This window comes from Anaeromyxobacter sp. Fw109-5 (assembly GCF_000017505.1).
Lineage (GTDB): Bacteria > Myxococcota > Myxococcia > Myxococcales > Anaeromyxobacteraceae > Anaeromyxobacter.
In genome coordinates this window covers 2,560,431-2,586,978 of sequence record NC_009675.1, presented here as the reverse complement: position 1 = coordinate 2,586,978, position 26,548 = coordinate 2,560,431, and the positions used below count along the sequence as shown (strand labels likewise).

28 protein-coding genes and 2 tRNA genes are annotated in these 26,548 nt (G+C 73.0%); 20 read left to right on the top strand and 10 right to left on the bottom strand.

All coding sequences use genetic code 11. From position 1 onward, the window contains the following. The first annotated feature begins 6 nt into the window (after positions 1-6). Genes pgk through secG form a run of 3 tightly spaced genes read left to right on the top strand, consistent with a single transcriptional unit; the run spans position 7 to position 2,342 of the window. Positions 7-1,197 (top strand): phosphoglycerate kinase, encoded by a 1,191-nt coding sequence (gene pgk / locus ANAE109_RS11660; RefSeq protein WP_012097068.1) that lies wholly within the window; start codon positions 7-9, stop codon positions 1,195-1,197. A gap of 3 nt (positions 1,198-1,200) precedes the next feature. Further along, a complete protein-coding gene (tpiA, locus tag ANAE109_RS11655; RefSeq protein WP_012097067.1) occupies positions 1,201-1,962 on the top strand; it encodes a triose-phosphate isomerase in 762 nt (253 codons plus the stop codon). Then, positions 1,959-2,342, top strand: a complete 384-nt coding sequence (gene secG, locus ANAE109_RS11650; RefSeq protein WP_012097065.1) for a preprotein translocase subunit SecG — start codon at positions 1,959-1,961, stop codon at positions 2,340-2,342. The genes tpiA and secG overlap by 4 nt, the downstream gene beginning before the upstream one ends. A gap of 183 nt (positions 2,343-2,525) precedes the next feature. On the opposite strand, the gene ANAE109_RS11645 is transcribed toward secG, so the two are convergent. The 3 genes from ANAE109_RS11645 to ANAE109_RS11635 form a co-directional block, all read right to left on the bottom strand. Then, positions 2,526-2,607 (bottom strand) — tRNA-Leu (locus tag ANAE109_RS11645). 95 nt (positions 2,608-2,702) lie between these two features. Then, positions 2,703-3,029, bottom strand: coding sequence for a ferredoxin FdxA (gene fdxA / locus ANAE109_RS11640; RefSeq protein ID WP_012097064.1), 327 nt, complete (start codon positions 3,027-3,029; stop codon positions 2,703-2,705). A 32-nt stretch (positions 3,030-3,061) separates the two neighbouring features. Next, a complete protein-coding gene (locus ANAE109_RS11635; protein WP_012097063.1) occupies positions 3,062-4,378 on the bottom strand; it encodes an inositol-3-phosphate synthase in 1,317 nt (438 codons plus the stop codon). Between the two features lie 155 nt (positions 4,379-4,533). Here ANAE109_RS11635 and ANAE109_RS11630 point away from each other — a divergent pair, with 155 nt between their 5' ends. The 7 genes from ANAE109_RS11630 (at position 4,534) to ANAE109_RS11600 (ending at position 9,140) form a co-directional block, all read left to right on the top strand. After that, on the top strand, positions 4,534-4,923 hold the full coding sequence (locus tag ANAE109_RS11630) for a hypothetical protein (protein WP_041448293.1): 390 nt from the start codon (positions 4,534-4,536) through the stop codon (positions 4,921-4,923). Between the two features lie 91 nt (positions 4,924-5,014). Next, positions 5,015-5,767 carry a HesA/MoeB/ThiF family protein gene (locus tag ANAE109_RS11625; protein WP_012097061.1) on the top strand — a complete coding sequence of 251 codons (753 nt, stop codon included), beginning with the start codon at positions 5,015-5,017 and terminating at the stop codon, positions 5,765-5,767. Further along, positions 5,764-6,030, top strand: a complete 267-nt coding sequence (locus ANAE109_RS11620; RefSeq protein WP_012097060.1) for a sulfurtransferase TusA family protein — start codon at positions 5,764-5,766, stop codon at positions 6,028-6,030. The genes ANAE109_RS11625 and ANAE109_RS11620 overlap by 4 nt, the downstream gene beginning before the upstream one ends. A gap of 76 nt (positions 6,031-6,106) precedes the next feature. After that, entirely contained in the window at positions 6,107-6,805 is a 699-nt protein-coding gene (locus ANAE109_RS11615; RefSeq protein WP_012097059.1) for a ThiF family adenylyltransferase, read from the top strand. A 340-nt stretch (positions 6,806-7,145) separates the two neighbouring features. Further along, a complete protein-coding gene (gene cysC / locus ANAE109_RS11610) occupies positions 7,146-7,847 on the top strand; it encodes an adenylyl-sulfate kinase (protein WP_012097058.1) in 702 nt (233 codons plus the stop codon). Positions 7,848-7,938: 91 nt separating this feature from the next. Next, entirely contained in the window at positions 7,939-8,793 is an 855-nt protein-coding gene (gene larE / locus ANAE109_RS11605) for an ATP-dependent sacrificial sulfur transferase LarE (RefSeq protein ID WP_012097057.1), read from the top strand. Positions 8,794-8,924: 131 nt separating this feature from the next. Continuing rightward, positions 8,925-9,140, top strand: a complete 216-nt coding sequence (locus ANAE109_RS11600) for a ribbon-helix-helix domain-containing protein (RefSeq protein WP_012097056.1) — start codon at positions 8,925-8,927, stop codon at positions 9,138-9,140. 114 nt (positions 9,141-9,254) lie between these two features. Here ANAE109_RS11600 and truA read toward each other — a convergent pair whose 3' ends face one another. Next, entirely contained in the window at positions 9,255-10,052 is a 798-nt protein-coding gene (gene truA, locus ANAE109_RS11595) for a tRNA pseudouridine(38-40) synthase TruA (protein WP_012097055.1), read from the bottom strand. A gap of 86 nt (positions 10,053-10,138) precedes the next feature. Here truA and ANAE109_RS11590 point away from each other — a divergent pair, with 86 nt between their 5' ends. The 4 genes from ANAE109_RS11590 to ANAE109_RS11575 all read left to right on the top strand — a co-directional run bounded on the left by ANAE109_RS11590 (position 10,139) and on the right by ANAE109_RS11575 (position 14,634). Beyond that, the gene (locus tag ANAE109_RS11590; protein WP_012097054.1) at positions 10,139-11,047 is read left to right on the top strand and encodes an AgmX/PglI C-terminal domain-containing protein; all 909 of its coding nucleotides are present in this window, start codon (positions 10,139-10,141) and stop codon (positions 11,045-11,047) included. Continuing rightward, the gene (locus ANAE109_RS11585) at positions 11,044-11,664 is read left to right on the top strand and encodes a hypothetical protein (protein ID WP_012097053.1); all 621 of its coding nucleotides are present in this window, start codon (positions 11,044-11,046) and stop codon (positions 11,662-11,664) included. Before ANAE109_RS11590 ends, ANAE109_RS11585 begins: the two co-directional genes overlap by 4 nt. Before the next feature lie 118 nt (positions 11,665-11,782). Further along, positions 11,783-13,063, top strand: coding sequence for an ATP-dependent Clp protease ATP-binding subunit ClpX (clpX, locus tag ANAE109_RS11580; RefSeq protein ID WP_012097052.1), 1,281 nt, complete (start codon positions 11,783-11,785; stop codon positions 13,061-13,063). Positions 13,064-13,326: 263 nt separating this feature from the next. Further along, positions 13,327-14,634: a DUF6600 domain-containing protein gene (locus tag ANAE109_RS11575; RefSeq protein ID WP_041448291.1), complete on the top strand. Its 1,308-nt coding sequence runs from the start codon at positions 13,327-13,329 to the stop codon at positions 14,632-14,634. Between the two features lie 25 nt (positions 14,635-14,659). On the opposite strand, the gene ANAE109_RS11570 is transcribed toward ANAE109_RS11575, so the two are convergent. Continuing rightward, positions 14,660-16,189, bottom strand: coding sequence for an Hsp70 family protein (locus ANAE109_RS11570; protein ID WP_012097050.1), 1,530 nt, complete (start codon positions 16,187-16,189; stop codon positions 14,660-14,662). Positions 16,190-16,337: 148 nt separating this feature from the next. Here ANAE109_RS11570 and ANAE109_RS11565 point away from each other — a divergent pair, with 148 nt between their 5' ends. Then, positions 16,338-17,255: a S1C family serine protease gene (locus ANAE109_RS11565; RefSeq protein WP_083776865.1), complete on the top strand. Its 918-nt coding sequence runs from the start codon at positions 16,338-16,340 to the stop codon at positions 17,253-17,255. 54 nt (positions 17,256-17,309) lie between these two features. Here ANAE109_RS11565 and ANAE109_RS11560 read toward each other — a convergent pair whose 3' ends face one another. Beyond that, on the bottom strand, positions 17,310-17,894 hold the full coding sequence (locus tag ANAE109_RS11560; RefSeq protein WP_041448290.1) for a hypothetical protein: 585 nt from the start codon (positions 17,892-17,894) through the stop codon (positions 17,310-17,312). Between the two features lie 81 nt (positions 17,895-17,975). On the opposite strand from ANAE109_RS11560, the gene ANAE109_RS11555 reads away from it, so the two are divergent. Further along, entirely contained in the window at positions 17,976-18,470 is a 495-nt protein-coding gene (locus ANAE109_RS11555; RefSeq protein ID WP_012097047.1) for a cytidine/deoxycytidylate deaminase family protein, read from the top strand. Here the strand turns inward: ANAE109_RS11555 and ANAE109_RS11550 are convergent. Further along, the gene (locus tag ANAE109_RS11550; protein ID WP_234945293.1) at positions 18,460-19,692 is read right to left on the bottom strand and encodes a CapA family protein; all 1,233 of its coding nucleotides are present in this window, start codon (positions 19,690-19,692) and stop codon (positions 18,460-18,462) included. The genes ANAE109_RS11555 and ANAE109_RS11550 overlap by 11 nt on opposite strands. Positions 19,693-19,975: 283 nt before the next feature. On the opposite strand from ANAE109_RS11550, the gene ANAE109_RS11545 reads away from it, so the two are divergent. Both ANAE109_RS11545 and ANAE109_RS11540 read left to right on the top strand, forming a co-directional pair. Next, positions 19,976-20,896: a HAMP domain-containing sensor histidine kinase gene (locus tag ANAE109_RS11545; RefSeq protein ID WP_012097045.1), complete on the top strand. Its 921-nt coding sequence runs from the start codon at positions 19,976-19,978 to the stop codon at positions 20,894-20,896. After that, positions 20,893-22,299 (top strand): sigma-54 dependent transcriptional regulator, encoded by a 1,407-nt coding sequence (locus tag ANAE109_RS11540; RefSeq protein WP_012097044.1) that lies wholly within the window; start codon positions 20,893-20,895, stop codon positions 22,297-22,299. Before ANAE109_RS11545 ends, ANAE109_RS11540 begins: the two co-directional genes overlap by 4 nt. A 141-nt stretch (positions 22,300-22,440) precedes the next feature. Here the strand turns inward: ANAE109_RS11540 and ANAE109_RS11535 are convergent, their stop codons facing one another. After that, on the bottom strand, positions 22,441-23,790 hold the full coding sequence (locus tag ANAE109_RS11535; RefSeq protein ID WP_083776863.1) for a diguanylate cyclase: 1,350 nt from the start codon (positions 23,788-23,790) through the stop codon (positions 22,441-22,443). A 469-nt stretch (positions 23,791-24,259) separates the two neighbouring features. On the opposite strand from ANAE109_RS11535, the gene uxx1 reads away from it, so the two are divergent. Beyond that, positions 24,260-24,478: a UXX-star selenoprotein family 1 gene (uxx1, locus tag ANAE109_RS26070; RefSeq protein ID WP_083776861.1), complete on the top strand. Its 219-nt coding sequence runs from the start codon at positions 24,260-24,262 to the stop codon at positions 24,476-24,478. A gap of 36 nt (positions 24,479-24,514) precedes the next feature. Here the strand turns inward: uxx1 and ANAE109_RS11525 are convergent, their stop codons facing one another. Both ANAE109_RS11525 and ANAE109_RS11520 read right to left on the bottom strand, forming a co-directional pair. After that, the gene (locus ANAE109_RS11525; protein ID WP_012097041.1) at positions 24,515-25,246 is read right to left on the bottom strand and encodes a M48 family metallopeptidase; all 732 of its coding nucleotides are present in this window, start codon (positions 25,244-25,246) and stop codon (positions 24,515-24,517) included. A gap of 89 nt (positions 25,247-25,335) precedes the next feature. After that, positions 25,336-25,419 (bottom strand) — tRNA-Leu (locus ANAE109_RS11520). 124 nt (positions 25,420-25,543) lie between these two features. Between ANAE109_RS11520 and ANAE109_RS11515 the strand changes: the two genes are divergently transcribed. After that, on the top strand, positions 25,544-25,909 hold the full coding sequence (locus ANAE109_RS11515) for a hypothetical protein (protein ID WP_012097040.1): 366 nt from the start codon (positions 25,544-25,546) through the stop codon (positions 25,907-25,909). Positions 25,910-26,548: the final 639 nt, after the last annotated feature.

Here is a 26,548-nt window from a genome sequence, read left to right as displayed (position 1 = left end):
GTCGCCGTGGCGCTCAAGACCATCGACGCGCTGGATCTCGCCGGCAAGCGGGTCTTCATCCGCGTCGACTTCAACGTCCCCCTCGACGAGCAGCGGCGGGTGACCGACGACGCCCGCATCCGCGCGGCGCTCCCCACCATCAAGCACGCCATCCAGGCGCGGGCCAAGGTCATCCTGGGCTCGCACCTCGGCCGCCCGAAGGGGAAGCCGGACGACCGCGAGAAGTTCTCGCTCGAGCCCGCAGCGCAGCGGCTCTCCGAGCTCCTCAAGCAGGACGTGATCCTCGCCGACGACTGCATCGGCGACGGCGTGAAGAAGCTCGTCCGGGATCTCAAGGAGGGGCAGGTCCTCCTCCTCGAGAACCTCCGCTTCCACCCGCAGGAGGAGAAGAACGACGAGGGCTTCGCGCGCGAGCTCGCGACCCTCTGCGACGTGTGGGTGAACGACGCCTTCGGCACCGCCCACCGCGCCCACGCCTCCACCGCCGGTATGGCCGCCTTCGTGAAGGAGAAGGCGGCGGGCTTCCTCATCCAGAAGGAGGTCGAGTACCTCGGCAAGGCGCTCGGCAGCCCCGAGCGGCCGTTCGTGGCGCTCATCGGCGGCGCCAAGGTCTCCGACAAGATCAAGGTGCTCGAGAACCTCATCGCCAAGGCCGACGCCATCTGCATCGGCGGCGCGATGGCGTACACGTTCCTGAAGGCGCAGGGCGTGGCGGTCGGCAAGAGCCTCGTCGAGGAGGACAAGCTCGAGCTCGCGCGGCAGATCCTGGAGCGCGCCCAGGCGCGCAAGGTGGACCTGCTCCTGCCCGTCGATCACGTGTGCGGCGCCGAGCCGAAGGACACCGCGGAGCGCGTCGTCGTGAACGACCGCGCGATCCCCGACGGGCTCATGGGCCTCGACATCGGCCCGAAGACGCTCGATCGCTACCGCCAGCGCATCGTCGACGCGAAGACGGTCTTCTGGAACGGGCCCATGGGCCTGTTCGAGCAGAAGCCCTGGGCGGAGGGTACCTTCGGCGTCGCCCAGGCGATGGCGCAGAGCCCGGCCGTCACCGTGGTCGGCGGAGGCGACAGCGCCGCGGCGGTGGAGGAGGCGGGGCTCGTCTCGAAGATGAAGCACGTCTCCACGGGCGGTGGCGCGAGCCTCGAGTTCATCGAGGGGCGCGTCCTCCCCGGCATCCAGGTCCTCGAGGGCTGACCCGTGGCTCGCCAGAAGTTCGTCTGCGGAAACTGGAAGATGCACAAGACCGTCGCCGAGACGGCCGCCCTCGTCCGCGAGCTGCGGTCGGCCCTCGGCGACGCAGCCGGCGAGGTCCAGGTGGCGGTCGCGCCGCCGTTCACGGCGCTCGCCGCCGCCGTCGAGGCGGCGCGCGGCTCCGCCATCGAGATCGCGGCGCAGGACGTCCACTGGGAGAAGCAGGGGGCGTTCACCGGCGAGGTGTCCGCGCCCATGCTCGCGGACGTGGGGTGCCGGCACGGCATCGTGGGCCACAGCGAGCGGCGCCAGCTGTTCGGAGAGACCGACGAGGCGGTGCGCAAGAAGGTCGGGGCGCTCCTCGCGGCGGGCGTGAGGCCGATCGTCTGCGTCGGTGAGACGCTCGCCGAGCGCGAGGCGGGGCGGACGCTGGAGGTGGTCGACCGTCAGGTCCGCCAGGGGCTCGCCGGGCTGTCCGTCGACGAGCTCGGCCGGCTCACCATCGCCTACGAGCCGGTGTGGGCGATCGGCACCGGCAAGACGGCCACTTCAGCCCAGGCGCAGGAGGTCCACGCCGCCATCCGGCGCATCCTCCGGGACGTCGGGGCTCCCGTCGCGGACCAGATCCGGGTACAGTACGGCGGCTCGGTCAAGCCCGAGAACGCCGCGGAGCTGATGGCGCAGCCCGATGTGGACGGGGCGCTGGTCGGCGGCGCGAGCCTCAAGGCGGCGGACTTCATCGCCATCGTGAAAGGTGCACTCCGTTGATCACCCTCGTCACCATCCTGCACGTCCTCGTCTGCCTCATCCTCATCCTCGTGATCCTGCTCCAGGCCGGTAAGGGCGGCGGGATGGGCGCGGCGTTCGGAGGGGCCGGAGCGCAGACCGTGTTCGGCGGCCGCGGGGCGCAGACGCTGCTCGGCAAGGTCACGAGCGTCTCGGCCGCGATCTTCATGATCACGTCCGTCACGCTCGCCTACAACGCCTCCCGCTCGAGCTCGGTGGTGCAGCGCCAGTCCGCCGCCCCCTCGACTCAGCTCCCGGCGTCGCCGTCGCAGAGCCCCCTGTCGCCGCCTCCCAACGCCCCCGAGTCGACGCCGCCGGCGCCTCAGGGTGGCGCCCCGGCGAAGCCGGCCCCGGGCCAGTAGCTCGAGGCGACATCCGCGCGGTGCGAGGGGGATCCGGCTTCCGGGTCCCCCTTCCTGCGTCTCTGCGTCTCTGCGTCTCGAGGGGAGGGGCGTCGCCAGGCGGATGTCCGGCTTCCACCGCCCCGCGCGCGTCCGAAAGCAGAGAGGGGATCCGGTCTCCCGGATCCCCTCGTTCCTTCGCAGTGCCCAGGGCGAGATTCGAACTCGCACGCCTTACGGCGCCACCCCCTCAAGATGGTGTGTCTACCAGTTCCACCACCTGGGCGTCTCGAAGCGGACGGGTTTCTAGCAAAGGGTCGCCCGGCGCGCAATAGCGCAGTTCACGATCGCACCGAGCGCCCGGGCGGCCGTCCAGACCGGCTAGGTGCCCTCGAGATACTGCCGCTTCTCCTCGACGTCCTTCCACTGGTCGGCGTCCGGCAGCGGATCCTTCTTCTCGGAGATGTTCGGCCAGGTCTTGCAGAGGTCGGCGTTGAGCTGCGTGTACTCCTTCCACTTGGCCGGCAGGCTCTCCTCCGGGAAGATCGCCTTCGTCGGGCAAGCGGGCTCACAGGCCCCGCAGTCGATGCACTCGTCGGGATGGATGACGAGGAAGTTCGGCCCCTCGTAGAAGCAGTCGACGGGGCAGACCTCGACGCAGTCGGTGTACTTGCACTTGATGCAGGGCTCGGCAACCACGTAAGCCATCGACGACCTCCTGTCCTGCTGAGGGTCCTAACCTACGCCTCGTAATAGTCGAGCCCGAGGTGGGTGATGAGCTCCTCGCCCGCCATGTGACGCAACGTGTTCTTCAGCTTCGTCAGCTGGATGAACAGATCGTGCTCGGGGTAGAGGCCCTCGCCGACCATCGGGCTCTTGAAGTAGAAGCTCATCCACTCCTGGATCCCGCTCATGCCCGCCCGCTGCGCGAGGTCGATGAAGAGCGCGATGTCGAGCGCGACGGGGGCGGCGAGGATCGAGTCCCGGCAGAGGAAGTTCACCTTGATCTGCATCGGGTAGCCGAGCCAGCCGACGATGTCGATGTTGTCCCAGCCTTCCTTGTTGTCCCCGCGCGGCCGGTAGTAGTGGATCTGCACCTTGTGATCGAACTTGCCGTAGAGGTCCGGGTACAGCTCGGGCTGCAGGATGTGGTGGAGCACCGAGAGCTTCGAGACCTCCTTCGTCTTGAAGCTGCCGGGATCGTCGAGCACCTCGCCGTCGCGGTTGCCGAGGATGTTCGTGGAGAACCACCCCTCGAGCCCCAGCATGCGCGCCTTCAGCATCGGGGCCAGCACCGTCTTCATGAGGGTCTGCCCGGTCTTGAAGTCCTTGCCGGCGAGCGGCACGCCCCGCTGCTTCGCGAGCTGCTGGAGCGCCGGGATGTCGACGGTGAGGTTCGGCGCGCCGTTCGCGAACGGGACGCCCTCCTTCAGCGCAGCCCACGCGTAGATCATGGAGGGCGCGATGGCCGGGTCGTTCGCGGCCATCGCCGCCTCGAAGCGGTCGAGCTGCCCGTGCACGCCCGAGGGCTCGAGGTAGACCTCCGTCGACGCGCACCACACCATCACCGCCCGGCTGCAGTCCTGCTCGCGCATGAACCGGCGGATGTCCTCGCGCAGCGCCTCGCCCAGCTCGAGCTTGTTCGCCCCGCGCTTGACGTTCGGGCCGTCGAGGCGCTTCACGTAATCGGGCGAGAACACCGCCGTCATCGGCTTCACCGCCGACAGCGGCTCCTTCAGCCGCTCGAGGAGGGCCGGCTCGAGGACGCGCGCGTGGCAGGCGGACTCGTAGGCGTCGTCCGGGAAGACGTCCCAGGCGCCGAAGCGGACGTCGTCGAGCGCCGCGAGCGGGACGAGGTCCTTCAGGAGCGGCGTACGGCGCTCCGTCCGCTTGCCGAGCCGGACGGTCCCCATCTGCGTGAGCGAGCCGATGGGCTTCGCGAGCCCGCGTCGCACCGCCTCGACGCCGGCGACGAGGGTGGTGCCGACGGCGCCGAGTCCGGGCAACAGGATGGCGAGCTTCCCGGACGCAGGGGCGATGGAGCGTGGCTTCTTCACGGAGCGTTCCTCGGTGTGTGGGTGGTGCTGGCAAGATCTTCCGGAGCCCGGTCTCCAGGCAAGCCCTCCGGGAGCGTGGCGGACGAATGATTCCGCGCCCGAGGCTCGCAGGGGGCGGGCTGGCGGGTTCTCCCCTCGGAGGGTACGATGCGCCCATGTCCGGGAGCGCCGCGAGCGCGCCGGTCGTCCTCTTCGTTCACCGGGGCGGCTGGCAGGATCGCTACCAGGCGACGACGCTCGCCGTGACCGCCGCCGCCCTCGGGGACGAGGTGACGGTGGCGCTCTTCTTCGAGCCGCTCCGGCTGTGGGCCCAGGGCCGCTTCGACGAGGGGGCGCCGCCGGAGGCCGGGGCGGCCCGCGTCGCCGGACTGAGAGAGAGCCTGGAGGAGGCGCGGCGCGAGCTCGGGCTGCGCGTCGTCGCCTGCGACACCGCGGTGCGGCTCGCCGGGTTCATCCCGGAAGACCTCCGTCAGCACGTGGACGGGATCGCGACGCTCCCCTCGCTCTGGCGGGCGGCGCAGGCGGGGAGGGCGCTCGTCTTCTGAGGCTTCGGGTTCCAGCACCCCTGCAGCCCGTCGCCCGTAGCCTCTCCCCGAGGTTGCCCCCCCGTCCGGCGCGAGATATACGCGGACGATCATGAGCCTCTCCGGCAAGACCGCGCTCGTCATCGGCGCGGGAGGCCTCGGCGGCCCGGCCCTGCTCACCCTCGCCGCCGCCGGCGTCGGGAAGCTCCTCCTCGTCGAGGACGACGCGGTCGAGACCTCGAACCTCAACCGGCAGCCTCTCTTCAAGGAGGCCGACCTCGGACAGCGCAAGGCCGGCGCCGCGGCGGCCCGCCTGCGCGCGCTCTTCCCCTCGATCGCGGTGGACGCCCGCGATCTCCGCTTCGACGCGGACAACGCCCTCGAGCTGGTCGGCGCCGCGGACGTGGTCGTGGACGGGTCCGACAACTTCGCGACCAAGTTCCTCGCGAACGACGCCGCGCTGCGCGCGCACAAGCCGCTCGTCCACGGCGGGATCCTGCGCACCACCGCGCAGCTGCTCACCGTCGCGCCGGCCGGGATCGGCGGCTGCCTGCGCTGCCTCTTCGAGGAGCCACCGCCCACCGGGGCGGTGCCGTCCTGCGCCGAGGCGGGCGTGCTCGGCGCGACCGCGGGCTTCGCGGGCGCGCTCATGGGGGCGGAGGCGCTGCGGCTCCTCGCCGGCGAGCGGGGCGCCTACGAGGGCAGGCTCTTCACCTACGAGGCCCGCTCCGCGCGCGGCCGCCTGGTGCTCGTGCGCAGGCGCCCCGGCTGCGCCGCGTGCGTCGGGACGCAGCCGCTCGAGTCCTCCGCGCCGGCCGCCTGCGCCGCGATCGCGGGCTCCGCGGGCTCCGGGGACGCCGCGTGATCGCGGGCGCCCCGGCTCGCGTCGACGTGCGCGCGTACGCCTGTCCCATGACCTACGTGAAGGCGAAGATCGCCCTCGACCGGCTCGCCGCGGGAGACCGGCTCGAGGTCTGGCTCGCCGGCGGCGAGCCGCTGGAGAACCTGCCGAGGAGCGCAGCCGAGGACGGTCACCGCGTGGTGTCGGTGGAGCCGCTCGCGGGAGCGCCGGGATCCTTCTGCGTGGTGGTCGAGAAGGGCGAGGGGGGCGCGCGCGAGTGGCCCTGAGCGGGGTAAAAGTCGCGAGGCGGCGACGCGAGTCCGCCGCGCCGGGGGCGCGACCCCGTGGAACGGAGGCGAGAAGGTGAACGACGATCGCATCGAGCGGTACGCACGCCAGCTCCTCGTTCCCGGCTTCGGAGAGGAGGCGCAGGAGCGGCTCGGGCGCGCGCGCGTGCGCGTGGTCGGCGCCGACGCGGTCGCCTCCGCCGCGCTCACCTACCTCGTGCAGGCGGGGATCGGCAAGCTCTGGCTCGAGGACGCCGAGGACGTGGCGCCCGCCGACGTGACGGGCTGGCTCTTCGCCCCTTCGGCGGTGGGGACGCCCCGCGTCGAGGCGGCGCGCGCGGTGCTCGCGCCGCTCTCGCGCTTCGTCGCGGTCGAGCGCTACCCGACCGGCGGAGTGCCGAGCGCGACGCTCGTGTTCGCGGCCTCCGCGCCGCAGGCGCTCGCCTCCGCCGAAGCCGCCCGGCGCGCGGGGATCCCGCACGTCGTCGTGGAGCCGGACGCCGACGGCGGGGCGCTCGTCGTCGTGCCGCCAGGCGCGCCGTGCTTCGCGTGCGCCCGCTCCACGAGCGGGGTGGGTCGCCCGCCGCAGGCCGGGATCGCCGCGCTCTCAGCGCTCGCCGCCCAGGAGCTCGTCCTCATGATCGCGAACCCGGGTTCCGTTCCCGGACGGCGCGTCGACCTCGTCCGCGGTGTGGCCACGGCGCGCCCCACGAGCCGGCTGCCCGGCTGCGCGTGTGGCGGACCCGCCGCCGAAGGGCCGGTCTCCGCCGGCTGACGGGCGGCGCGATCGCGCACTCACCTGCCGGCAGGGCCCAGGCGTCGTGGTCTGCCTGCCCGGAGGGAGGGGGGGCGCACGCCTCGCGGGGACCGGCGGATTCTCGTCGCCGAATGAGCGCTCGTGGGGCCCGGTCCGAGCGGATTGACCCTCCGAGAACGCCTCCCGCCCCCGGACCATCGCGCAACTCGGCGCAACCCCTTCGGAAATTTGTTTGCGCTCGCGACAAATCCCCCTTTGGCACAACACGATCCGGCGGGGTATACTCGGAAAACTGCGCTCGAACGGACCTGTCCCGCGCACGCGGTGCGACGGCGACCGTCGAGACGCCGGAGGACGCATGGACTCGCAGACCACCGGCTTCGTCATCTGGCTGACGGGGATGAACCGCGCGGGCAAGAGCACGCTCGCCGCGCACCTCGCCAAGCGACTCGCCGCGGCCGGACGGACCGTGGAGCTGCTCGACGAGGACGGCGACGCAGCCGTGCTGCTCGAGGGGCTCGGCGCCGGCAAGGACGACCACGCCAGGGCGGTGGCGCGGCTCGGGCTGGTCGCGAAGGCCGTAGCGCGGGCGGGCGGGATCGCCGTCTGCGCGGCGCTGTCGCCGTACCGGGACGCCCGGGAGGCGCTCCGCAAGGAGGCGCGCCGGTTCGTGGAGGTCTTCGTCGACTGCTCGATGGAGAAGCTCCAGCAGCGCGACCCGCAGGGCATCTACCGGCGCGCCCTGGCGGGCGAGCTGAAGCAGGTCCCCGGCGTCGACGTGCCGTACGAGCCGCCGACGCACGCCGACCTGACCGTCCACACGGACGAGATCTCCGTCGAGGAGGCCGGGACGCGCGTCTTCCAGGCCCTCGTCGATCAGCGCCTCGTCGGGCCGGCGGAGTTCGGGCGGATCACCGGCGGCCTGCGGCCGCGCCGCGGGAAGCCCGCTCGGGCCACGCGCGGCGGGGCACGGCGCAAGCTCGTCGCGAAGGCGGCGGCACGCCAGGCGCCGAAGAAGGTCGCGGGGCGGGCCACGAAGACCGCCAAGCGGCGCCGCTGAGCCGCGGCGCGCGCTGCCTGCCTCGCGCCTTCTCCAGCTCGTGCGGGGGAGCTTTGCGCGGACTGGCGCGAGCGGGTATTAGTCCCGCGCCATGTCGCCGAACGCCCTCGAAGACCTCCGCCGTGCATCCGCGCCGAAGCTCGCGCGCCTGAAGGAGGCGCTGCGCGGCTGCGGCAGCGTCCTCGTGGCGTTCTCGGGCGGGGTGGACTCCACCTTCGTCGTCGCGGTCGCCCACGAGGTGCTGGGCGCTCGCGCCGTGGCCCTGACGGCGCACTCGCCGTCCGTCCCGCACGCCGAGCGCGAGGAGGCGCGCGCGCTCGCGGCGCGCATCGGTGTCCGCCACCTGGAGCGGGAGAGCCACGAGCAGGACGACCCGGGCTACGTCGCGAACGCCTCCGACCGCTGCTACTACTGCAAGCGGGAGCTGTTCCGCCTCTGCGAGGAGACGGCGCGCGCCGAGGGGCTCGCGGTCGTCCTCGACGGCTTCAACGCGGACGACCTCGGCGATCACCGGCCGGGGCACCGCGCCGCGCAGGAGCGGCGCGTCCGCTCGCCGCTGGCCGAGGCCGAGCTGAGCAAGGACGAGGTCCGCGCCTGGAGCGAGGCGTACGGGCTGCCGACGTGGGCGAAGCCGCAGATGGCTTGCCTCGCCTCGCGGATCCCGTACGGCACCCCCGTCACCCCGGAGCGGCTCGGCGAGGTCGAGCGCGCCGAGGCCGCCCTGCGCGTCCTCGGATTCCACGACCTGCGCGTCCGCCACCACGGCGACATCGGGCGGGTGGAGCTCGGGGAGGAGGAGCTGGCCCGCGGCTTCGAGCAGCGTGCGGAGATCGCGCGGGCGGTGAAGGCCGCCGGCTTCAAGCTCGCCGTGCTCGACCTCGAGCCCTTCCGGTCGGGGCGGATGAACGCGCTCGCGGGCGTGCCGTTGCCCGTCGTGCCGGGGTAGGGGGCGGGCTCGCGGCCGTCGAAAACAGGCGGATCTGTCAAGAAACCTTCCGGGCGTGCGCTTTCTTGCGAGGCGGCTATCGAGTGGTAGCGTGTAGGCAAACGTAAGCCGCTGTCGCAAGGAGCCTACACATGACCACGTCGATCGAGCTGACCGTCGTCGCCTCCGATTCGAATCCGTCCGCCCGTCTCGAGCCCATGCTGGTCCGGCTGCCCCCTCAGTTCGCCGCAGAGCTCCGGAACCTCGCGCGCCGCACGCGCGTCCGCCAGTCGGACTACCTGCGGGAGGCTGTCGCCGACCTCCTCGCGAAGTACGGCCAGCTTCCCCCCGAGCAGGGGGAGATGTGACACCGCAGCCGGGCGAGACGCGGGACCCGCGTGCCACCCCTCCCGAGGCGCCGCGCCTGCCGAGCGGGCCGGTGCGCGCCCTGACCGGCGCGCGCGCGCCGGTGTTCGGGGTGTTCATGGAGCTGTACCGCGCGGCGGTCGAAGGGCCCCGTCGGGATAGACGACCGAGGCGAGCGTGAGCCCCCAGCCGGGCGCGCGGACGCCGCGGTACCGTCCGCGGGCGAGCAGCAGCTCGCGGACGATCTCGGGGGCGGCCCGCCCGACCCCGACCGTCACCGCCGTTCCAGCGAGGTTGCGGATCATCGCGCGCAGGAAGCCGTGCCCCTCGAACACGAGGGCGTGGAGCGGCGCCCAGGTCGCGGAGACCACCTCGGCGCGCGTCACGGTTCGCACCGTTCCGCGCTGCTCGCCGGGTCGCGCGAAGGCGGTGAAGTCGTGCGTCCCGACCGCGTGCGCCAGCGCGGCGCTCATGGCCGCCACGTCGAGCCGAGCCTCGCCGTCCGGGAAGGCCCGTGGGTCGGGGAGCGTCCACGCGTAGGCCGCGAGCGACTCCGGGGGAGGAGCGCCGACGAGATACACGTAGCGGCGCGCGCGCGCGGTGTTTCGTGCGTGGAAGGACGGCGCGACGCGCAGCACCTCGAGCACGGCGACGCCCTCCGGCAGCGCCGCGTTGAGCGCGCCGCGGAGCGCCGCCGGGTCGAGCGCGGCGCGCGCGGAGAAGCTGACCACCTGATCGAGCGCGTGGACGCCGGCGTCGGTTCGCGCCGCGACGGCGAGCGTCGCCCGGACTCCGGCGGCGAGGAGCGCGCCCTCGAGCGCGTCCTGCACGGTGGGGAGGCCGGGCTGCCGCTGGAAGCCTCGGAACCGCCCGCCTTCATAGGCGACGCGCAGAGCGTAGAAGCGCCTTTCCACCTCGTGCTAAGTTCACCACGCCCGCCGCGCCCCGTCACGCGCCGCGCGGGCCGCACCCACCCCTTCACGTCCGAGTCCCGCACCCGATGGCGCCCGGCACAGACGAGACGCTCCTCCTCGACGACCCCCGCCTCGAGGGTGGGGAGTGGTTGTTCCGCAAGGGCGGCCAGGTGTTCGGCCCCGTCGACTCGCGCGGCCTCGCGGCCATGCTGTATCGCGGCGAGCTCGACGCCTCGACCCCGATCTCCGCCGGCGACGGCGCCTGGCGCGCCGCCGGCCAGGTCCCGCTCTTCCTCCTGCACGCGAAGCGCGCGGAGGCGGCGCACCGGGTCGAGCGCGAGGTGACCGGGGCGCGGCTGCTCGCGGCGCGCCGGGGGCGGAGGAGGGCGCTCGTGTGGGTCCTCGCGATCGCGCTCCTGGTCGGCGGCGCCGGCGTGATCGGGTTCCTCCTCGCCCGGCGCCCCACCGAGACCAGCGCGCTGCTCGAGGACTTCGGCGCCGGGATCTCCATCGCCTCGGCCGCCCGGGTCGGCGTGGGCCACCGCGCGGCGGAGGGGGACGACATGGTGGAGGTCCCCATGGACGCGCCCGACGCACCGGCCGCGGGCGCCGGGCGCTCGAGGGCAGTGCCGGACAAGGGCGGGGGTCTCGCCGCGTCGACCCGCCGCGCGCCCGGCGGCGCGGTGGACGGCGGGGAGCTCGTCGCCGCCCAGTTCGACGAGGGCAAGATCCAGTCGGTGGTCTCGCGCGAGCAGCGCTCGCTCGTGCCCTGCTTCCGGGCCGAGGCGGCGCGCTCGCCCGACTTCCACGGCGACGTGCCGATCGAGTTCGCCATCGGAAACGACGGACGCGTCGCGGCGCTCTGGATCGACGAGCCCCGCTTCCGGGCCGGCGCGCTCCAGCAGTGCCTCGTGAAGGCGCTCGCGGGCTGGCGCTTCGACGCGTTCCCCGGCCAGCGGCCCACCGTCTCGCTCGCCTTCCGGATCGGGAAATGACCACCCGGACCGCCGAGAAGCTGGCAGAGCGCGCGGAGGATCTGCCGGAGGGCTCCTTCCGCCGCGAGGTGCTCGAGGGCGCTCGCCGCTTCAAGTCCGCCTGGGTCGAGCTCGCCCGCCTACTCGCCGAGGTGAAGCGCAAGGAGCACTGGCGCGCCTGGGGCCACCCGAGCTTCGAGCGTTACTGCTCGCGAGAGCTGTTCATCCGCAGCGCGACCGCGGAGAAGCTCACCGCGAGCTACGGGTTCCTCGAGCGGCACGAGCCCGAGCTCGCGCGGCCGCGCGGCGAGGGGCGCGCGCCGCCCTTCGAGGTCATCGAGGTGCTCTCGCGCGCGGAGGCCGCGGGCCGGCTCTCGGACTCGGGCTGGCGCGAGCTGCGCGACGAGGTGCTCGTCGAGCGCCCGCCCACGCCCGCCGCGGTGAACCGCAAGCTCGCCGAGAGGTTCGGCCCGCGCCCACCCGCGCCCGAGCCACCCGAGGCGGACCGCCTCGAACGGCTCGCCGCCATGGCACGACGCCTGGCGGAGGCGTGCCGCGAGGAGGCGGCCGTGCCCCGCCCCGTCGCGGAGCGCGCGGGGGCCCTCGCCGGGGAGATCGACGCGCTGCTCCGTCGCTGAGCTCGACGCCCCGAAGGAGTTCGTGGGGCGGTGCGCTCCGCACCTGGCTATATTCGAACCGGGCCCCAAATTCCGGGGGGCGGGGGTTGGTGGTACCATCGCTGGACCGAGGGATCGCGTGAGCCGGAAAGACCATCACGGCAACCTGTCGTGCTCGTTCTGTGGGAAGGGGCAACGGGAGGTCCGCAAGCTCATCGCCGGGCCCACGGTCTACATCTGCGACGAGTGCATCCGGCTCTGCAACGACATCATCGCGGAGGAGGCCGAGCGCGACGAGGGCCGCCCCGCGGTCTCGCTGCCCACTCCCGCCGAGATCAAGAGCTTCCTCGACGACTACGTGGTCGGGCAGGACAAGGCGAAGAAGGTCCTGTCCGTCGCCGTCTACAACCACTACAAGCGCGTCTACTCGAAGAAGCCGGCCCGCCCGCAGCGCCCCGGACAGACCAGGACCGGCTCGGACGACGTCGAGCTTCAGAAGTCGAACATCCTGCTCATCGGGCCGACGGGCTCGGGCAAGACGCTCCTCGCGCAGTCGCTCGCCCGCTTCCTCAACGTCCCCTTCACGATCGCGGACGCCACCAGCCTCACCGAGGCCGGCTACGTCGGCGAGGACGTCGAGAACATCATCCAGAACCTGCTCCACGCGGCGGACTACGACGTGGAGAAGGCCGCGCGCGGCATCGTCTACGTCGACGAGATCGACAAGATCGCCCGCAAGGGCGACTCGCCGTCCCCCACCCGCGACGTCGGCGGCGAGGGCGTCCAGCAGGCGCTGCTCAAGATCATCGAGGGCACGCGCGCCAACGTCACCCCGCGCGGCGGCAAGAAGTACAACCAGCAGGAGTACATCCAGGTCGACACCTCGAACATCCTCTTCATCGTCGGCGGCGCGTTCTGCGGGCTGGAGCAGGTGATCCGGCGCCGCGCGGGCGTGAAGGCCCTCGGGTTCGGGGCGAAGATCGAGCGCAAGGAGGAGGCGAGCCTCGGCGAGCTCCTCGCGCGCGTCGAGCCGTCGGATCTCGTGAAGTTCGGGATGATCCCCGAGTTCGTGGGGCGCCTCCCGATCATCGCGACGCTCGCCGACCTCTCCGAGGAGGACCTGGTCACCATCCTCACCCAGCCGAAGAACGCGCTCACGAAGCAGTACGTGAAGCTCTTCGAGCTCGAGAAGGTGAAGCTCTCCTTCACGAAGGAGTCGCTGCGCGCCACCGCACGCGAGGCGATGCGGCGGAAGTCGGGCGCCCGCGGGCTCCGCGCCATCCTCGAGCAGGCGATGCTCGACATCATGTACGACGTGCCGTACCGGGAAGGCGTGAAGGAGTGCAAGATCACAGACGGCGTGATCCTGAACAAGGAGCCTCCGCTCCTGTCCTTCGAGAAAGAGAAGAAGCTCGCCTAGCGCGCCTCACCCCTCGACGTAACGACGCCCCGGCCACCGCCGGGGCGTTCGCGTTTCTGGACGGCGCCCACTCGCTGCCTGCGCCGGGGTGCGGCCCCCGGGGTGACGCCGCAGCACACTGTGCCGCCGCCCCAGCGGGCGGAACTCGCCAAGTGCCCGTGACGGCGGGGAATTTCCGCGGCATCCCGATTGCTTGGTCTCCGGGGGAGGGGCCCCGGCGCACGGCTTCCGCGGTCCACCGAGCCCATCCCGAGGAGAACGTCATGCTTCGCCGCACGCTCGTCGCCGTCCTCGTCGCGACCTCGCTCGTCCCCGCGTTCGCGCGCGGGCAGGATTACGAGGGCGAGTGGGCGGACGAGGGCCCGCCCGACTACGACGTGGACGTGGACGTCGGCGTCTCCGCCGACGTCACCTTCGACACGTTCTACGGCCCGCTCGCGGCCCACGGCGAGTGGGTCTCCGCCGGGGCGTACGGGCGGGTGTGGCGCCCCCACGTCGCCAGCGGGTGGCGCCCGTACTACTACGGTCACTGGGAGTGGACGAGCGAGGGCTGGTTCTGGGTGTCCGACGAGCCCTGGGGCTGGGCCGCGTATCACTACGGGCGCTGGGCGTACGACGGCTTCCACGGCTGGGTGTGGATCCCCGGGTATCAGTGGGCGCCCGCGTGGGTCTCGTGGCGCTGGTCCGGCGACGTCGTCGGCTGGGCCCCGCTCGCGCCGGGGCTGTCCGTCTACGTGACGGCGTACCCCTTCTACGACGCGTGGTGGACGTTCGTTCCGAGCGTGAGCTTCGTCTCCGTGCCCGTCTACTCCGTGGCCTACGCCCCGCGCTACACGCGCCACTACTTCCACAACACCGCGCCGGCTCCCGCGCGTCCCGCGCCGCGTCCGGGCCCCGGCGGCGTCCGGCCTGCACCCGCTCCGGCGTGGGGAGGCCCGGCCCCCCGGGCGATCGAGGCGCGGATCGGGCGTCCGCTCCGGCCGGCGCGGGTGGTGTCGGCCCCCTCGCCCGCCGCCGGGCGAGCGCGCGCCGGAGAGATCGCCGTCTATCGCCCCGGCGCACGCGGCCGGGGAACGGCGGTCGGTCCGTCGGAGCGAGCTGAGGGGCGGGGGAGGGCGGCCGGTCCGGCGCCGGAGCCTCGCGATGGGCGTGGAAGCGCGTTCGCGCCGGCGCCTGGGCGCCGCGAGGAGCGGGGCAATGCGTTCGGCGCCCCTGCGCCTCGTTCCGGGGGCCAGGCCGCGGGTCCGCGCGGCTGGTCTCGCCCCGAGCGCGCGGCGCCTGCGCCTTCCCAGCGGGGCGACAGGACGAGCGCCCCGCGTGACGACGACGGGGGGACGCCCTCTCCGCGAGGCTGGACGCGACCACAGCGCACCGAGCGCGAACGCACCGAGGGCGCCGCGCCGCCGTCCTACCAGCGAGAGTCGCGCGGCGGCTCCGGCGGTGGCCGGATGACCGCGCCCTCCGCCCCGAGGGGCGGCGGCCGCGGTGGCGGAGGCGGCGCCCCGGCGCCGCGGTCCTCCCACTCGCAGGGGGAAGGGCGGAGGCCCGTGCCTGCGCCGCACCACCGCTGAGGCAGGGGGCCGCGCCGCGCGGAGCTCAGCGCGTCGCGACCCGCACCGTGGTCTTCATCTGTCGCCCGGTGTCGAGGTCGCGGGCGGACATCGTGAGGATGCCCTCGACGTTCACCTCGAAGAGGATCTCGAGCCGGACGTCGCCCGCGCGGCCCGGCCTCACGCCGCTGAAGGTGAACTCCCCGAGCAGCTCGTTCTCCACCGAGAAGGGGTGATCGCCCTGGTGGATCCGCATCGCGAGCTGGCTCTGGCCGTCGAAGGCGTTCGTCGCGGCGATGGTGCGCGCGTTGGGGATCGCCGCGTTCCGCGGGAACACCACGTGCATCGCGCCGCCGGCCTGCTCGATGCCGATCGCCATCGGGATGACGTCGAGCAGCTGCAGCTTCAGATCCGAGCTCTCCTGAAGCGACCAGCCGTAGAGCGCGGCGCCGATCGCGACCGCCTCGTCGGGGTGGACGCCCTTCGACGGCGGCTTGCCGAAGAAGCGGGCGAGCCGCTCCTGGATGATGGGCATCCGCGTCTGGCCGCCGACGAGCATGATCTCGTCGATGTCCTTCGCGGTGATGCCCGCGTCGACCATCACGCCGCCCATGATCTTGAGGGAGCGGTCCACGAGGTGCTGCGTGAGCGCCTCGAGGAGCTTGCGGTCGAACCGCACGTCCAGGTTGAGCGGCTGCCCCTGCGGCGTCATGGTGATGAACGGGATCGAGAAGGGCGCCTCGTTCCGCGCCGAGAGATCCATCTTCGTGCGCTCGGCGAGATCCTTGATCCGCTGCATCGCGACGGGATCGGACGAGAGGTCGATCCCGTGCTTGGCGCGGAAGTCGTCCAGCACGTGGCGGATGATCGCGTCGTCGAAGTCGATCCCGCCCAGGAAGATGTCGCCCCCGGTGGCCTTCACCTCGAAGACGCGGTCGCGGATCTCGATGATGGAGACGTCGAACGTCCCGCCCCCGAGGTCGTACACGAGGACGCGCTCCTCGAGCCGCTTGCCGATCCCGTACGCGAGCGCCGCCGCGGTGGGCTCGTTGATGATGCGGACCACCTCGAGGTCCACGAGCGCCCCCGCCTCCTTGACGGCCTGGCGCTGCCGGTCGGTGAAGTACGCCGGCACGGTCACGACCGCGCGGCGCACCTTGAAGCCGAGGTGGTCCGAGGCGACGTCGCGGATCTTCCCCAGGATGCGCGAGCCGATCTGCTGGATCGAGAAGCTGCGGCCGTGGCAGTCGACCTCGACGTCGTGGTTCGCGCCGGCGTGGAGCTGGTACTGGACCGACCGCTGCATCGAGTCCACCACCTCGTCGCGCGGGGCGCGGCCGATGAGCCGCTTGGTGGCGTACAGGGTGTTCCGGGGGTTGAGCTGCCACTGGCGCTTCGCCTCGTGGCCGATGAGCTCGTTGCCCTTGTCGTCGATGGCGAAGATGGACGGGATGGTGTAGTCCCCGCCCTTGTACGGGATGAGCTTCACCTGCCCGTCACCGTACGCCACCGCTCCGCACGAGTTGGTCGTACCGAGGTCGATCCCGATGATCGGGTCGGCTGCGAGGGGCTCCATGCCGCGGCGAGGGTACTACGGAGGTGGGGCCGGGTGGAGTCCCCGCCCTCCGGTCGTGCGAGCGGGGGCTTGCACCCACACGCGCTCGAAGGGCGGCCGCGCCCGCCGCCCAGGGAATTCGGGGGTCGTCACCCCCGTTGGACCGATCGTGCTCAAGACCCGACTCCTGTCGAGCCTCGGCGGGGCCGCCGCCGTCGCCGGCCTCTTCTTCGCCGCCTCTCCGCTGCTCGGGCTGTCGCCCGCCGAGCGCGCCACCAATCCGCGCGCGGACACGGTCCACAAGGTGTTCCCGAGCGCGGTGCGCATCCAGATCTCCGCGGCGGGCGAGGTGGTCCGCAGCGCCTCCGGCATCGCCTTCGCGCGGAGCGGCGAGCGGACGTACGTCCTGACGAACGCCCACGTCGTCGCGAACAAGCGGACCTGGAAGGACCCGGTGCGCGTCGAGGTGCTGCCCAGCGAGGGCCAGGGCCGGGTCCTCGCGAAGGTGGTCGCGACGGGTGCCCTGCCGGACACCGACATCGCCGTGCTGGAGGTGCAGGGCTCGCTCCCCGTGACGCCGCTCGGGCCCGACGACGAGCTGGAGCTCGGCGACGACCTCGTCGTGATCGGCGCGCCGTTCGGGAAGGGGCTCTCCGTCGCGGCGGGGATCGTCTCGCAGGTGGAGTACGAGTTCCTCGAGAACGCAGCGGCGCCGCGGCGCGCCAAGTCGCTCAAGACGGACGCCGCCATCGGCTACGGCAGCTCCGGGGGCGGCGTGTTCGACGTGCCGCGCGGCCGGCTCATCGGCCTGGTCGAGGGCTATCGCACCGCGCGCGTCGAGTTCGGCAAGGACGCGAACCAGTACGCGTTCGACGTGCCCATGCCGGGCGAGACGTTCGTCGCCCCGGCCGCGAAGATCCGGCGCTTCCTCGCGGACAAGGGGTTCGCGCATCTCGCCGATGGCCGTCCGGACGAGGTCGCCGCGCGCGAGAAGGACCTTTCGCAGGGAGAGCTCGCCTCGAAGCAGGGCGAGGTGGCCGCGCGCGCTCAACCGGTCGCGCTGCCGGCCGCGCCCGCGGGCATGTAGGCGCCTCGCCGCGAGCGGCTCGGGGGCGGGCGCCGGTCGTCAGGATCCCCCCGCTCAGCCTCCGGGCGGGGCGGTGCCCGGCGCGAGCCCGCCCGGCCCCACGCCCGTGGGCGGCGCCGCACCGGCGCCCGAAGCCTCACCCTCCGCGGGCGGACCGCTCCCGCCCCCCGGACCCGTCCCCTGGCCCGGTGTCGAGGGCGGCTCGTCCTTCGCCGACCTTCGGACCTGGACCCAGTAGGCGAGCGCGTCGGCGTTCCGGCCGGCGCGCAGCTGCGATCCCGGCATCAGGTCGGCGACGCTGCCGAGCCCGGCGGCGGTGTAGACCATCGTGTTCCGGTCGATGGAGAGCGTCACCGGCCCCTCCGGCGTCGAGACCGTGATCCGATGGGTCTGGCGATCGACGCGCGCGAGCGTGCCGGACACCTCCTCGAGCACGGCGCCTCGCGGAACCGGCTCGTGGGTGGGCCGTGCCGGCGACGTCGGACGCGCCGCCGCTCCGGGCTCCGGGGGCCCTGCCGGCCCGCCGGCGGAGGGCGCGGGGTTCCCGGGCGGCACGGTAGGGGGAAGCGTGGGCGACTGGTCGGCGGCAGGGTGGCTGGCGTAGAGCAGCGCGGCGAGCGCGGCGGCGGTCCGGAGCATGCCGTCCGATGTTAACCATCCACCGCCGCCGAAAGTCGGCCCCCTGGGGTAGGATCCCTCCCTCGCGTGAACGGAGGGCGGATGGACAATCGCGTCAGCTGGGACGAGTACTTCATGAACGTGGCGCGCGTCGTCGCGTCCCGCGCCACCTGCGATCGCAAGCACGTCGGCGCCGTGCTCGTGCGCGACAAGACGATCCTCTCGACCGGATACAACGGCTCGATCCGAGGCCTCCCGCACTGCAGCGAGGCGGGGCACATGATGGAGGACGGCCACTGCGTGGCGACGGTTCACGCCGAGGCGAACGCGATCATCCAGGCCGCCAAGAACGGCGTCGCGATCGACGGCGCCACGATCTACACGACCGCGTCCCCGTGCTGGCCGTGCTTCAAGCTCATCGGCAACGCCGGGTGCCGGCGGATCGTCTTCGGCGAGTTCTACCGCGACGAGCGGATCTTCGAGTACGCCCAGCGCCTCGGGATCGAGCTCGTCGAGCTGAAGGTCCCGGAGCGCCCCGACGTGCTCCCGGCCGACACCGGTCACGCGAGGACGGTCAGCGCAGGGGTCAAGGGATAGCCGCGGGCAAGGGCGCGGGGCCGCCCGCCGGAGACTCTGCCACAGCCGGGGAGAGCTCCGCCGGCCCGAGCGTCCTGAGCAGGTCCTCGCCGAGCACCTGCGCCACGGCCGCGCGGCGGTCCGAGAGGAGCTGCTCGCGGCGACGCAGGCGCACCCACGCCTCCGCCCGCTCGGCCGGGACGGGATCGGGGAAGGCCGCCAGCTCGGCGCGCACCTGCGCGAGGGCGCGATCGACGCTGACGACGCGGATCGCGGGGCGGCGCCGAGGCTCCGCGCGGCGATCGAGCTCGGCCGTGTCGTTCTCCGTCCAGAGCGGCAGGAAGTCCGCTCCTCCGAGCTCGACGCGCACGACGCCGCGTCCGTAATCGCGGCGGGCGAGCGTCACGCGCAGCAGCGCGCCGTCGCGCGTCGCGGCGACCGCCGCGGGGGTCACCCCCGGCACGTAGAGGCGCGACTGGTTCGAGACGAAGTTCCCGAGAGAGTACGCGATCAGCGCCGTGCGCCCGTCCGCGCGCCGGTACAGCTCGACCGGCTGCAGCACGTGCGGGTGGTGGCCGAGCACGACGAGCGCACCCGCGTCGGCCAGCTGGTGCGCGAGCTCGACGTCCGCGGGGCGAGGCTGCGTCACGTACTCGTCGCCCCAGTGCAGCGAGACCACGACCGCGTCCGCGGAGGCCGCCGCCCTGCGGACGTCCTCCACGGCGGCCTTTCGGTCGAGCTGAGACGCCTGGAGGCACGGCTTCGTGGTGGGGCAGGCGTTCCCGTCCTGGTTGAAGAAGTGGGCGTAGCCGAGGAACGCGATCCTCAGGCCTCCGGCCTCCACCGTGACCGGGCCCGCCGCGCGTCCGGACGGACCCGCTCCGACGTAGCGCATCCCCAGCCCGTCGAGCCGGCGGATCGTCTCCTCGAACCCGGAGCGCCCCTGATCGAAGACGTGGTTGTTCGCGAACGACACGAGGTCCACCCCCGCCCGCTGCAGGGCGGTGACGGCTTCGGGCGGGGCGTTGAAGACGAACGGGCGCGTCCCCTGGGTCGTGCCCGGCGCGATCGGGGTCTCGAGGTTGGCGAAGGTGACGTCCGGGGCCGCGAGGAGGTCCGCGAGGGGCGCGTAGAGCCATGAGTAGCCCGCGTCCGCGGAGCCGCGTCCGTGGGTGGCGGCGCTCTGCTTCACCGCGTCGTGCATGAGGACGTCGCCGACCGCGCCCAGGGTCGCCTGCGCCACCGTCCGGACCTGCTCCTCGGCGGGAGCCGCCGGCGCGACGACTCCTCCGCGCGCGGGGAGGGGGGCCCCGGTGGGCGCCGCCGCCGGCTCCCGTGGCCGCGGGGCTGAGGCCCCCCGCGCGCCGGAGGCGCAGGCGGAGAGGGCCAGGGTGAGGACGGCTGCGACGAATGGGGCGGGTCGGGACGCGCGCAATGGATGCTCCGAACTTTACCGGTATCATCCGCGCGGGCTTGAAAAAAGGAAGGTCACGACGCATCTCTGGGCCCGACCTCCAGGTCACACCATGCACCCATTCGCGAGAGGCGCTGCATTCGTCGACCGCTCAGGAGCGGTCCTCGCCGCCGATCCGGGCTTCCTGGCGCAGCTCGGGCTCGAGCCCGGCGGCGACCTGACCGGAGCGGTCCGTGCACGGGCGGAGGGTGCGCCCGAGCTGCGCGCGCTCCTCGCGGGAGAGGGACCGGAGGTCGCGCGGGTTCCCGGGCTCAACGGCGAGGTGGTCGAGCTCCAGCGCGTCCCGAGCGGGGAGGGGGTGCTGCTCCTGGCCCGCGCCCCGAGCGACTCCGAGTGCCTCGAGCACTCCATGCGTTCCCAGGGGCTCACCCGCCTCGCCGCGGGCGTCGCCCACGACATCAAGAACCCGCTGAACGCGATGGCGCTCCAGCTGGCGTTGCTCGCGGACAAGCTCTCCTCGGCCGGCGACGCCGGCGCCGCCTCGGCGACGCACCTGGGCGCGCTCCGCGATCAGATCGGGCGGGTGAACGAGGTCGTGCGCCGCTTCCTCGACGTCACGGATCCGTCCGCGCCGCTCGGCTACACGGATGTCGGCGCGCTCGCGGCGGACACGGCGAGCCTGTTCGGCCACGACGCCCGCCGCCGCCGCATCGAGCTGCACGTCGACGCCGCCTCCGGCGCGGCGCGCACGCGCTGCGATCCGGGCCGGGTGTCGCGGCTCGTCCTCGGGCTCGTGTCGCGCGCGCTCGTGGAGACGCCGGAGGGTGGCCGCATGTCCCTGCGCGTGGAGCCGGACGGGGGAAACCTCCGCGTCACGATCGAGCACGCGCTGGGAGATCCGGACCCGGAGCTCGCCTATTACACGGAGGTCGCCGCCGACGGCGCTGAGGCGCTCGGCGGCGGCCTGACGATCGCCCGCGAGGGCGCGCTCGAGCGTCTCGTCCTGTATCTGCCGAGGAACGATCGCGAATGAAATACCGCGTCCTCATCGTCGACGACGAGGCCGACAGCCGCGACGCGCTCGCGGAGCTGACGCAGCGTTGGGGCTACGACGTCCAGACCGCGAGCGACGGCACCGAGGCGCTCCGGCGGGCGATCGAGGGACACCCCGACGTGATCCTCACCGATCTCGTCATGCCCAACATGGACGGCCTCTGGCTGCTGCGCGCGCTCCGCGCCGAGCTGCCGGAGTGCCCCGTCGTGCTCCTCACCGGCCGCGGCACCATCCAGACGGCGGTCCAGGCCATCAAGGAGGGCGCGTACGACTTCATCGAGAAGCCGCTCGAGGTGCCGCGCCTGCGGCTGGTGCTCGAACGCGCGCTCGAGAAGAAGGAGACGATGCGCGAGGTGCAGCTGCTCCGGCGGCGCCTCGCCGCGCTGGCGCCCGGCACCGACATGATCGGCTCGGGGCCCGCGATGGCGCGGGTCTTCGAGCTCGTGAAGAAGGTCGCGCCCTCGAACGCGAGCGTGGTCATCGACGGCGAGAGCGGGACGGGCAAGGAGGTGGTCGCGCGCGCGATCCACAACCTGTCGCCTCGCAAGGAGAAGCCCTTCGTCGCGGTGAACTGCGGCGCGATCCCCGCGACGCTCATCGAGTCGGAGCTGTTCGGCTACGAGCGGGGCGCGTTCACGGGCGCGGACCAGCGGCGGCTCGGCAACTTCGAGCTGGCGCACAACGGCACGCTGTTCCTCGACGAGATCGGGGAGCTGCCGCTGGAGCTGCAGGCGAAGTTCCTCCGCGTCCTCGAGGAGCGGCGATTCCGCCGGCTGGGCGGCCGCTCCGAGGTCGAGGTGGACGTGCGCGTGATCTGCGCGACGAACCGCGATCTCAAGGAGGAGATCCGGAAGGGCCGGTTCCGCGAGGATCTCTTCTTCCGCCTCCACGTCTTCACGATCCAGCTCCCGCCCCTGAAGGAGCGGCGGGAGGACGTGCCGCTCCTCGTGCACCACTTCATCGAGAAGTTCAACGGAGAGACCGGCAAGCACGTGCAAGGGGTGTCGCCCGGCGCGCTCGGGATCCTGCAGGGCTACGCCTGGCCCGGGAACATCCGCGAGCTCCGCAACACCGTGGAGCGCGCCATGATCCTGGTCGACGGCGAGGTCATCGGCGAGGAGCACCTCCCGCCCGACATGCAGGCCTCCCGGCCCGAGGCGGCGACGCTGCGGGTGCCGCTGGGGATCCCGCTCGACAAGGTCGAGAAGGAGTACATCCTCGCGTCGCTCCAGAAGAACGGCGGGAACAAGGCGCGGACCGCGGAGATCCTCGGCATCAGCGAGAAGACGCTCTACAACAAGCTGAACAGGTACGCCGCCGAGGCTCGCACGCGCGCCGGAGAGACGGAAGGCGAGCTCCCGGCGAGCGGCGCCAAGGCCTGAGCGCGCACGACGGCGCCGCTTCGGGTACGTCGGTCACCCGTCGCCGGGCGGGGGCGCAAGCCCCCCTCACGAGGAGACTGAACGGCAACGCGATTCGCGACCCGCCGGTGATGGCGGATCGCCGCCGTCGCGAACCGTCGCTCAGTGCGCGGGCGCGGACTGCGCCGCGCCGGTGCCGACGTCCGGCGGCAGCCGGGGGGGCTCGGGCAGCTCGGTCGACGCCACCCGCCCGCGCCCCTCTCGCTTGGCGGCGTAGAGCGCGGTGTCCGCCGCGCCGACCAGGGCCTCGGCCGCGTCCTCGCGCAGATCGTCGCAGAGGCAGGCGACCCCGAAGGACGCGCCCACGTGGATGCGTCGACCGCCGATCTCGAGCTCGAGCTCGCGCAGCCGCGCGCAGACGCGCTCGGCGAACACGCGCCCCTCCTCGGCGGCGGTGTGCGGCAGGAGGATCACGAACTCGTCGCCGCCGTAGCGGGCGCCGAAGTCCGTCTCGCGGAGCTCCTCGCGGATCACGGCCGCCACCGCCGCGATGGCGCGATCGCCGGCGGCGTGACCGAGCTCGTCGTTGATCGGCTTCAGCTGGTCCATGTCCGCCATCACGCAGGTGAGCGGCGTGTGGTAGCGGCGAGCGCGCTTCACCTCCTCCTCCACCCGCGCGCGGAAGGCGCGCAGGTTCGCGAGGCCGGTGAGCGCGTCGGTCTGGGCGAGCTCCCGGAGGGCGACGTGGCTCCTGACGAGCCGCAACGTCCGCTCCACGCGCGCGCGCAGCTCGCGCTCGGAGAAGGGCTTCTGTAGATAATCCACCGCGCCGAGATCGAGGCTGCGCACCTTCACCGCGTCGTCCCCGTGGCCGGACACGAAGATGACCGGGATGTCGCTCGTGGAGGCATCGGAGCGGAGCCGCTCGAGCGCCTGGAGCCCGTCCAGCCGCGGCATGAACAGGTCCATCAGCACGACGTCGGGGTGCTCCTCGCGCGCGAGGTCGACGGCCGCCTCGCCGTCCTCGGCGAGCATGACCTCGTACTCGGGCTCGAGGACCTCGGTGAGCACCTCGCGTGCGTCCGCCTCGTCGTCGACGACCAGGAGGCGCGGCCGCGTGCCGGTCGGGCGGGAGCGGCGCTTGGCGGGGGCGTCGGGCGTCGTTCGCAGGGTGCGGTCCAGATCCTCGGCGACGCGCCGCAGCCGCGAGATGTCTCCTCGGCGCGCCTCGGCCTCGGCCGGGTCGGCGGCGAGCAGGTCCGCGGCCGCGCGGAGCTCGGCCGCCGCCGAGGCGAGCAGCGCGTCGCGACGGTGGGTGGTCTCGCGCAGCCGGCGGTTCGCGTCGGCCAGGTCGGCCAGCCCGGTCGGCAGCGCCTCCCGGAGCCGGCGCGTGCGCTCCTCGGGCGGCAGCGTCGAGGCCGCATCGATCGCCGCGAGCAGCGGCGCGAGCGGGTCTCGCGCGGTGTCCGCGACGTCGGGGGGTCGCGGAGGATATGGCGTCGTCCCGGGCATCCGTCCGTTCGGGTCGTCCAAATCTAGTGGGGGCGGAGCCGAACGGCAGGGCTTACCGCTGGGCGGGACGATCGGGCGACGCCCGCCCCCCCGGCGCGCGCTCGCCCGATCGGCGGGGGCTCGAGGGCCTACCGCCATCAGCGCATCCAAGCGTACAGCGCAGCGGCGAGGGGGATCCACGGGATCCCCACGAGGGCTGCCACCGCGATCTTCAGCGCGCGGCGGCCGCGGGGGGAGAGGTGAGCGGTACCGGGAAAGTCGAAGGCGGCGCGGGCGGTCACGCCGGGCGAGGAGAGCAATCGCGGTGCCGCTCACGCGAACGGGGTGGGCGGCTCGAAGCTCGCGCGATTGCAGGCCGTTCGTCCGGGCCCGTGGACGCCGCGTGTCCGGCGCGCCGCGCGCTCCGGTACATTTTCCCCCCACACGCGGGAGCGATCCGGAATATCTGCTCCCTGAGGAGGAGCGCCGGATGTCCCGAGGCGTCGAGATCTACGGCAAGCACGGCTGACCCTACACCAACGCCGCCCGTGAGGATCTCGGCGCCCGAGGTGTGGAGTTCACCTACCACGACGTGAAGGCCGACCCCGCGGCCATGAAGCGCTTCCTGGCGCTCTCCGGCGGGGAGCGGCGCGTGCCCCTCGTCGTGGACGATCAGGGCCGCGTCTCGATCGGCTTCGGCGGATCGTGAGGCGTCTGACGCTCCCGGTCGGGAGCGACCAGAGCGCTAGCCGCGGCCGTAGATGGCGCGCTTGCCGCCGCGAAAGCCAGGCCCGCCGACGAACTGCGGGGGCGGGCGCTCCAGCATGAACTGGAACCACTGCTCGCCGTAGACCTTGCCGAGCTTGAGCTTCTTGCCGTTCTGCAGGAGCTGGAGCGAGCCCTTCAGCTTCTCGTCCGACGGGTTCGCCTGCACCGCGCGACCGAGCACGGCGATGGCGTCCGCGTGGCGGTTCAGCTCCTCGAGGATCCAGGCGTACGCCGACCAGAGCACGCCCTCCTTCTTGTTCGTCTTCACCGCGTCCTCGAACACGCGCTTCATGCCGTCGAGGTCGCGCCGCTTGTAACGGGCGACGCCCAGCATCCCGCGGGCAATCCAGTTGCGCGAGAAGCTCTTCTCGAGGTGGGGGAGGGCGGCGTCCAGATCCTGACGGATGAACAGGAGGATCCCGATGTTCGAGTGGAGCTGGGCCGCGACGAGGAACTGCCAGGGGGCGAGCCTGAAGCCGCCCTGGAGGGTCTGCACCGCCTTGTCGAGCTTCTGCGCTCGAACGTCCGCCTGCATCCCCTCGAACACCGCCTCGAGCTGCTTCCAGGTCCGGCGCGCCAGGAGGAAGTAGGCGATCGTCGCGGCGAGCAGGGCGGGAAAGACGGCGGCGGCCCAGCCGAACTCGGTCCCGAGCGCGATCGCGGCCCCGATTGCGAGCCCGATCCCCAGGCTGATGAGGAGGTTGTACATGGCGTTCCTGGTGGAGGTGCGGGGTACGGATACACGCGGCCGAGCCCGTGCGGCAAGGGAAAACGCGGACGGGATCGCTCGCCGAGAAATGGCCCTCCCCGGACTCGAACCGGGACGGGGGATCACCCCACTCGATTTTGAGTCGAGCGCGTCTACCGTTCCGCCAGAGGGCCAGACGCGCCGCGGACCCTAGCAGAAAAATGGATTGGGCGCTCGGCGCCGAGTCTATAATGCCCGGCAAAGGTCCATTTCCGCGCCGAGCAAAACCTGCGCAATCGGCCGCGAAGGAGACGCCCGATGCCCCGCCCGCCTGTTCACACCACGCTCGACGCCGCCGTGCGCGCAGCGATGGAGCCCGTCGTGAAGCGCGCCTCCGCCGCGATCGCGCGCGCGGTCGCCGAGATGGCCGCCGCGCGGCTCGAGAGCGAGCTCGACGCGGAGATCGCTCGCAAGGGCCGCGGGCGGCGTCGCCGGGGCGTGAACGGCGCGGCGACGCGCCCGCGCGGCGAGATCACCCGCTGGGCCGCCGATCGGCGCGCGCGGCGGGTCCCGAACTTCGTCATCGACATGACCGGCCTGAAGACGAAGAAGCAGATCGTCGCCAAGTTCGGCGACGGCGTGGTGTTCGAGAAGGGCAAGCCGGCGCCGAAGCCGAAGGCGTAGGCGAACCGCCGGGCGCGCGCGAGCGTCGTTCGTCCGGGCGCTCCGCTCCGCGACGATCACGTCCGCCGAGGGGGCCGCCCGCGCCCCCGCGACCCTGGTCCAGGGGAGTTTCTGGGCGGTCCTCCGTGCCGGCCGGTGCGAGGTCCGCCGCCGGTGCGAGGTCCGGGACCGGCGCGGGGGCCAGGGCCGGTGCGGGGGCCAGGGCCGGTGCGAGGGCCAGGGCCGGTGCGAGGTCCGGGGCCGGTGCGAGGTCCGGGGCCGGTGCGAGGTCCGGGGCCGGTGCGAGGGCCGGGACCGCTGCGAGGGCCGGGACCGCTGCGAGGGCCGGGGCCGGTGCGAGGGCCGGGACCGCTGCGAGGGCCGGGACCGCTGCGAGGGCCGGGACCGCTGCGAGGGCCAGGACCGCTGCGAGGCGCTTCGGCGCGTGCGCCCGCGCGCGTGCCGGACCGTTCCGCCGAGGCACCTGGCGCACGGCGCGAGGTGCCGCCGAATCGCGACGGCTTGCCTGCCGGGGACGAGGAGCCCGCCCCGCGCGATCCGCCTGCTGGGCGGCCTGGCGGGCGGGCGCCCGCCGGGCGGAACTCACGTCGCGGGGCTCCCAGCCGGCGCTCCTCGCGCGCGCCCTCCCGGCCGGGCGAG

Coding starts and splice junctions, on each gene's coding strand:
- fdxA (WP_012097064.1), bottom strand. CDS start 3,029: ATGGCTTACGTGGTTGCCGAGCCCTGCATCAAGTGCAAGTACACCGAC.
- ANAE109_RS11630 (WP_041448293.1), top strand. CDS start 4,534: ATGTCCGGGAGCGCCGCGAGCGCGCCGGTCGTCCTCTTCGTTCACCGG.
- ANAE109_RS11625 (WP_012097061.1), top strand. CDS start 5,015: ATGAGCCTCTCCGGCAAGACCGCGCTCGTCATCGGCGCGGGAGGCCTC.
- cysC (WP_012097058.1), top strand. CDS start 7,146: ATGGACTCGCAGACCACCGGCTTCGTCATCTGGCTGACGGGGATGAAC.
- larE (WP_012097057.1), top strand. CDS start 7,939: ATGTCGCCGAACGCCCTCGAAGACCTCCGCCGTGCATCCGCGCCGAAG.
- ANAE109_RS11600 (WP_012097056.1), top strand. CDS start 8,925: ATGACCACGTCGATCGAGCTGACCGTCGTCGCCTCCGATTCGAATCCG.
- ANAE109_RS11590 (WP_012097054.1), top strand. CDS start 10,139: ATGGCGCCCGGCACAGACGAGACGCTCCTCCTCGACGACCCCCGCCTC.
- ANAE109_RS11585 (WP_012097053.1), top strand. CDS start 11,044: ATGACCACCCGGACCGCCGAGAAGCTGGCAGAGCGCGCGGAGGATCTG.
- ANAE109_RS11575 (WP_041448291.1), top strand. CDS start 13,327: ATGCTTCGCCGCACGCTCGTCGCCGTCCTCGTCGCGACCTCGCTCGTC.
- ANAE109_RS11570 (WP_012097050.1), bottom strand. CDS start 16,189: ATGGAGCCCCTCGCAGCCGACCCGATCATCGGGATCGACCTCGGTACG.
- ANAE109_RS11560 (WP_041448290.1), bottom strand. CDS start 17,894: ATGCTCCGGACCGCCGCCGCGCTCGCCGCGCTGCTCTACGCCAGCCAC.
- ANAE109_RS11555 (WP_012097047.1), top strand. CDS start 17,976: ATGGACAATCGCGTCAGCTGGGACGAGTACTTCATGAACGTGGCGCGC.
- ANAE109_RS11545 (WP_012097045.1), top strand. CDS start 19,976: ATGCACCCATTCGCGAGAGGCGCTGCATTCGTCGACCGCTCAGGAGCG.
- ANAE109_RS11540 (WP_012097044.1), top strand. CDS start 20,893: ATGAAATACCGCGTCCTCATCGTCGACGACGAGGCCGACAGCCGCGAC.
- ANAE109_RS11535 (WP_083776863.1), bottom strand. CDS start 23,790: ATGCCCGGGACGACGCCATATCCTCCGCGACCCCCCGACGTCGCGGAC.
- ANAE109_RS11525 (WP_012097041.1), bottom strand. CDS start 25,246: ATGTACAACCTCCTCATCAGCCTGGGGATCGGGCTCGCAATCGGGGCC.
- ANAE109_RS11515 (WP_012097040.1), top strand. CDS start 25,544: ATGCCCCGCCCGCCTGTTCACACCACGCTCGACGCCGCCGTGCGCGCA.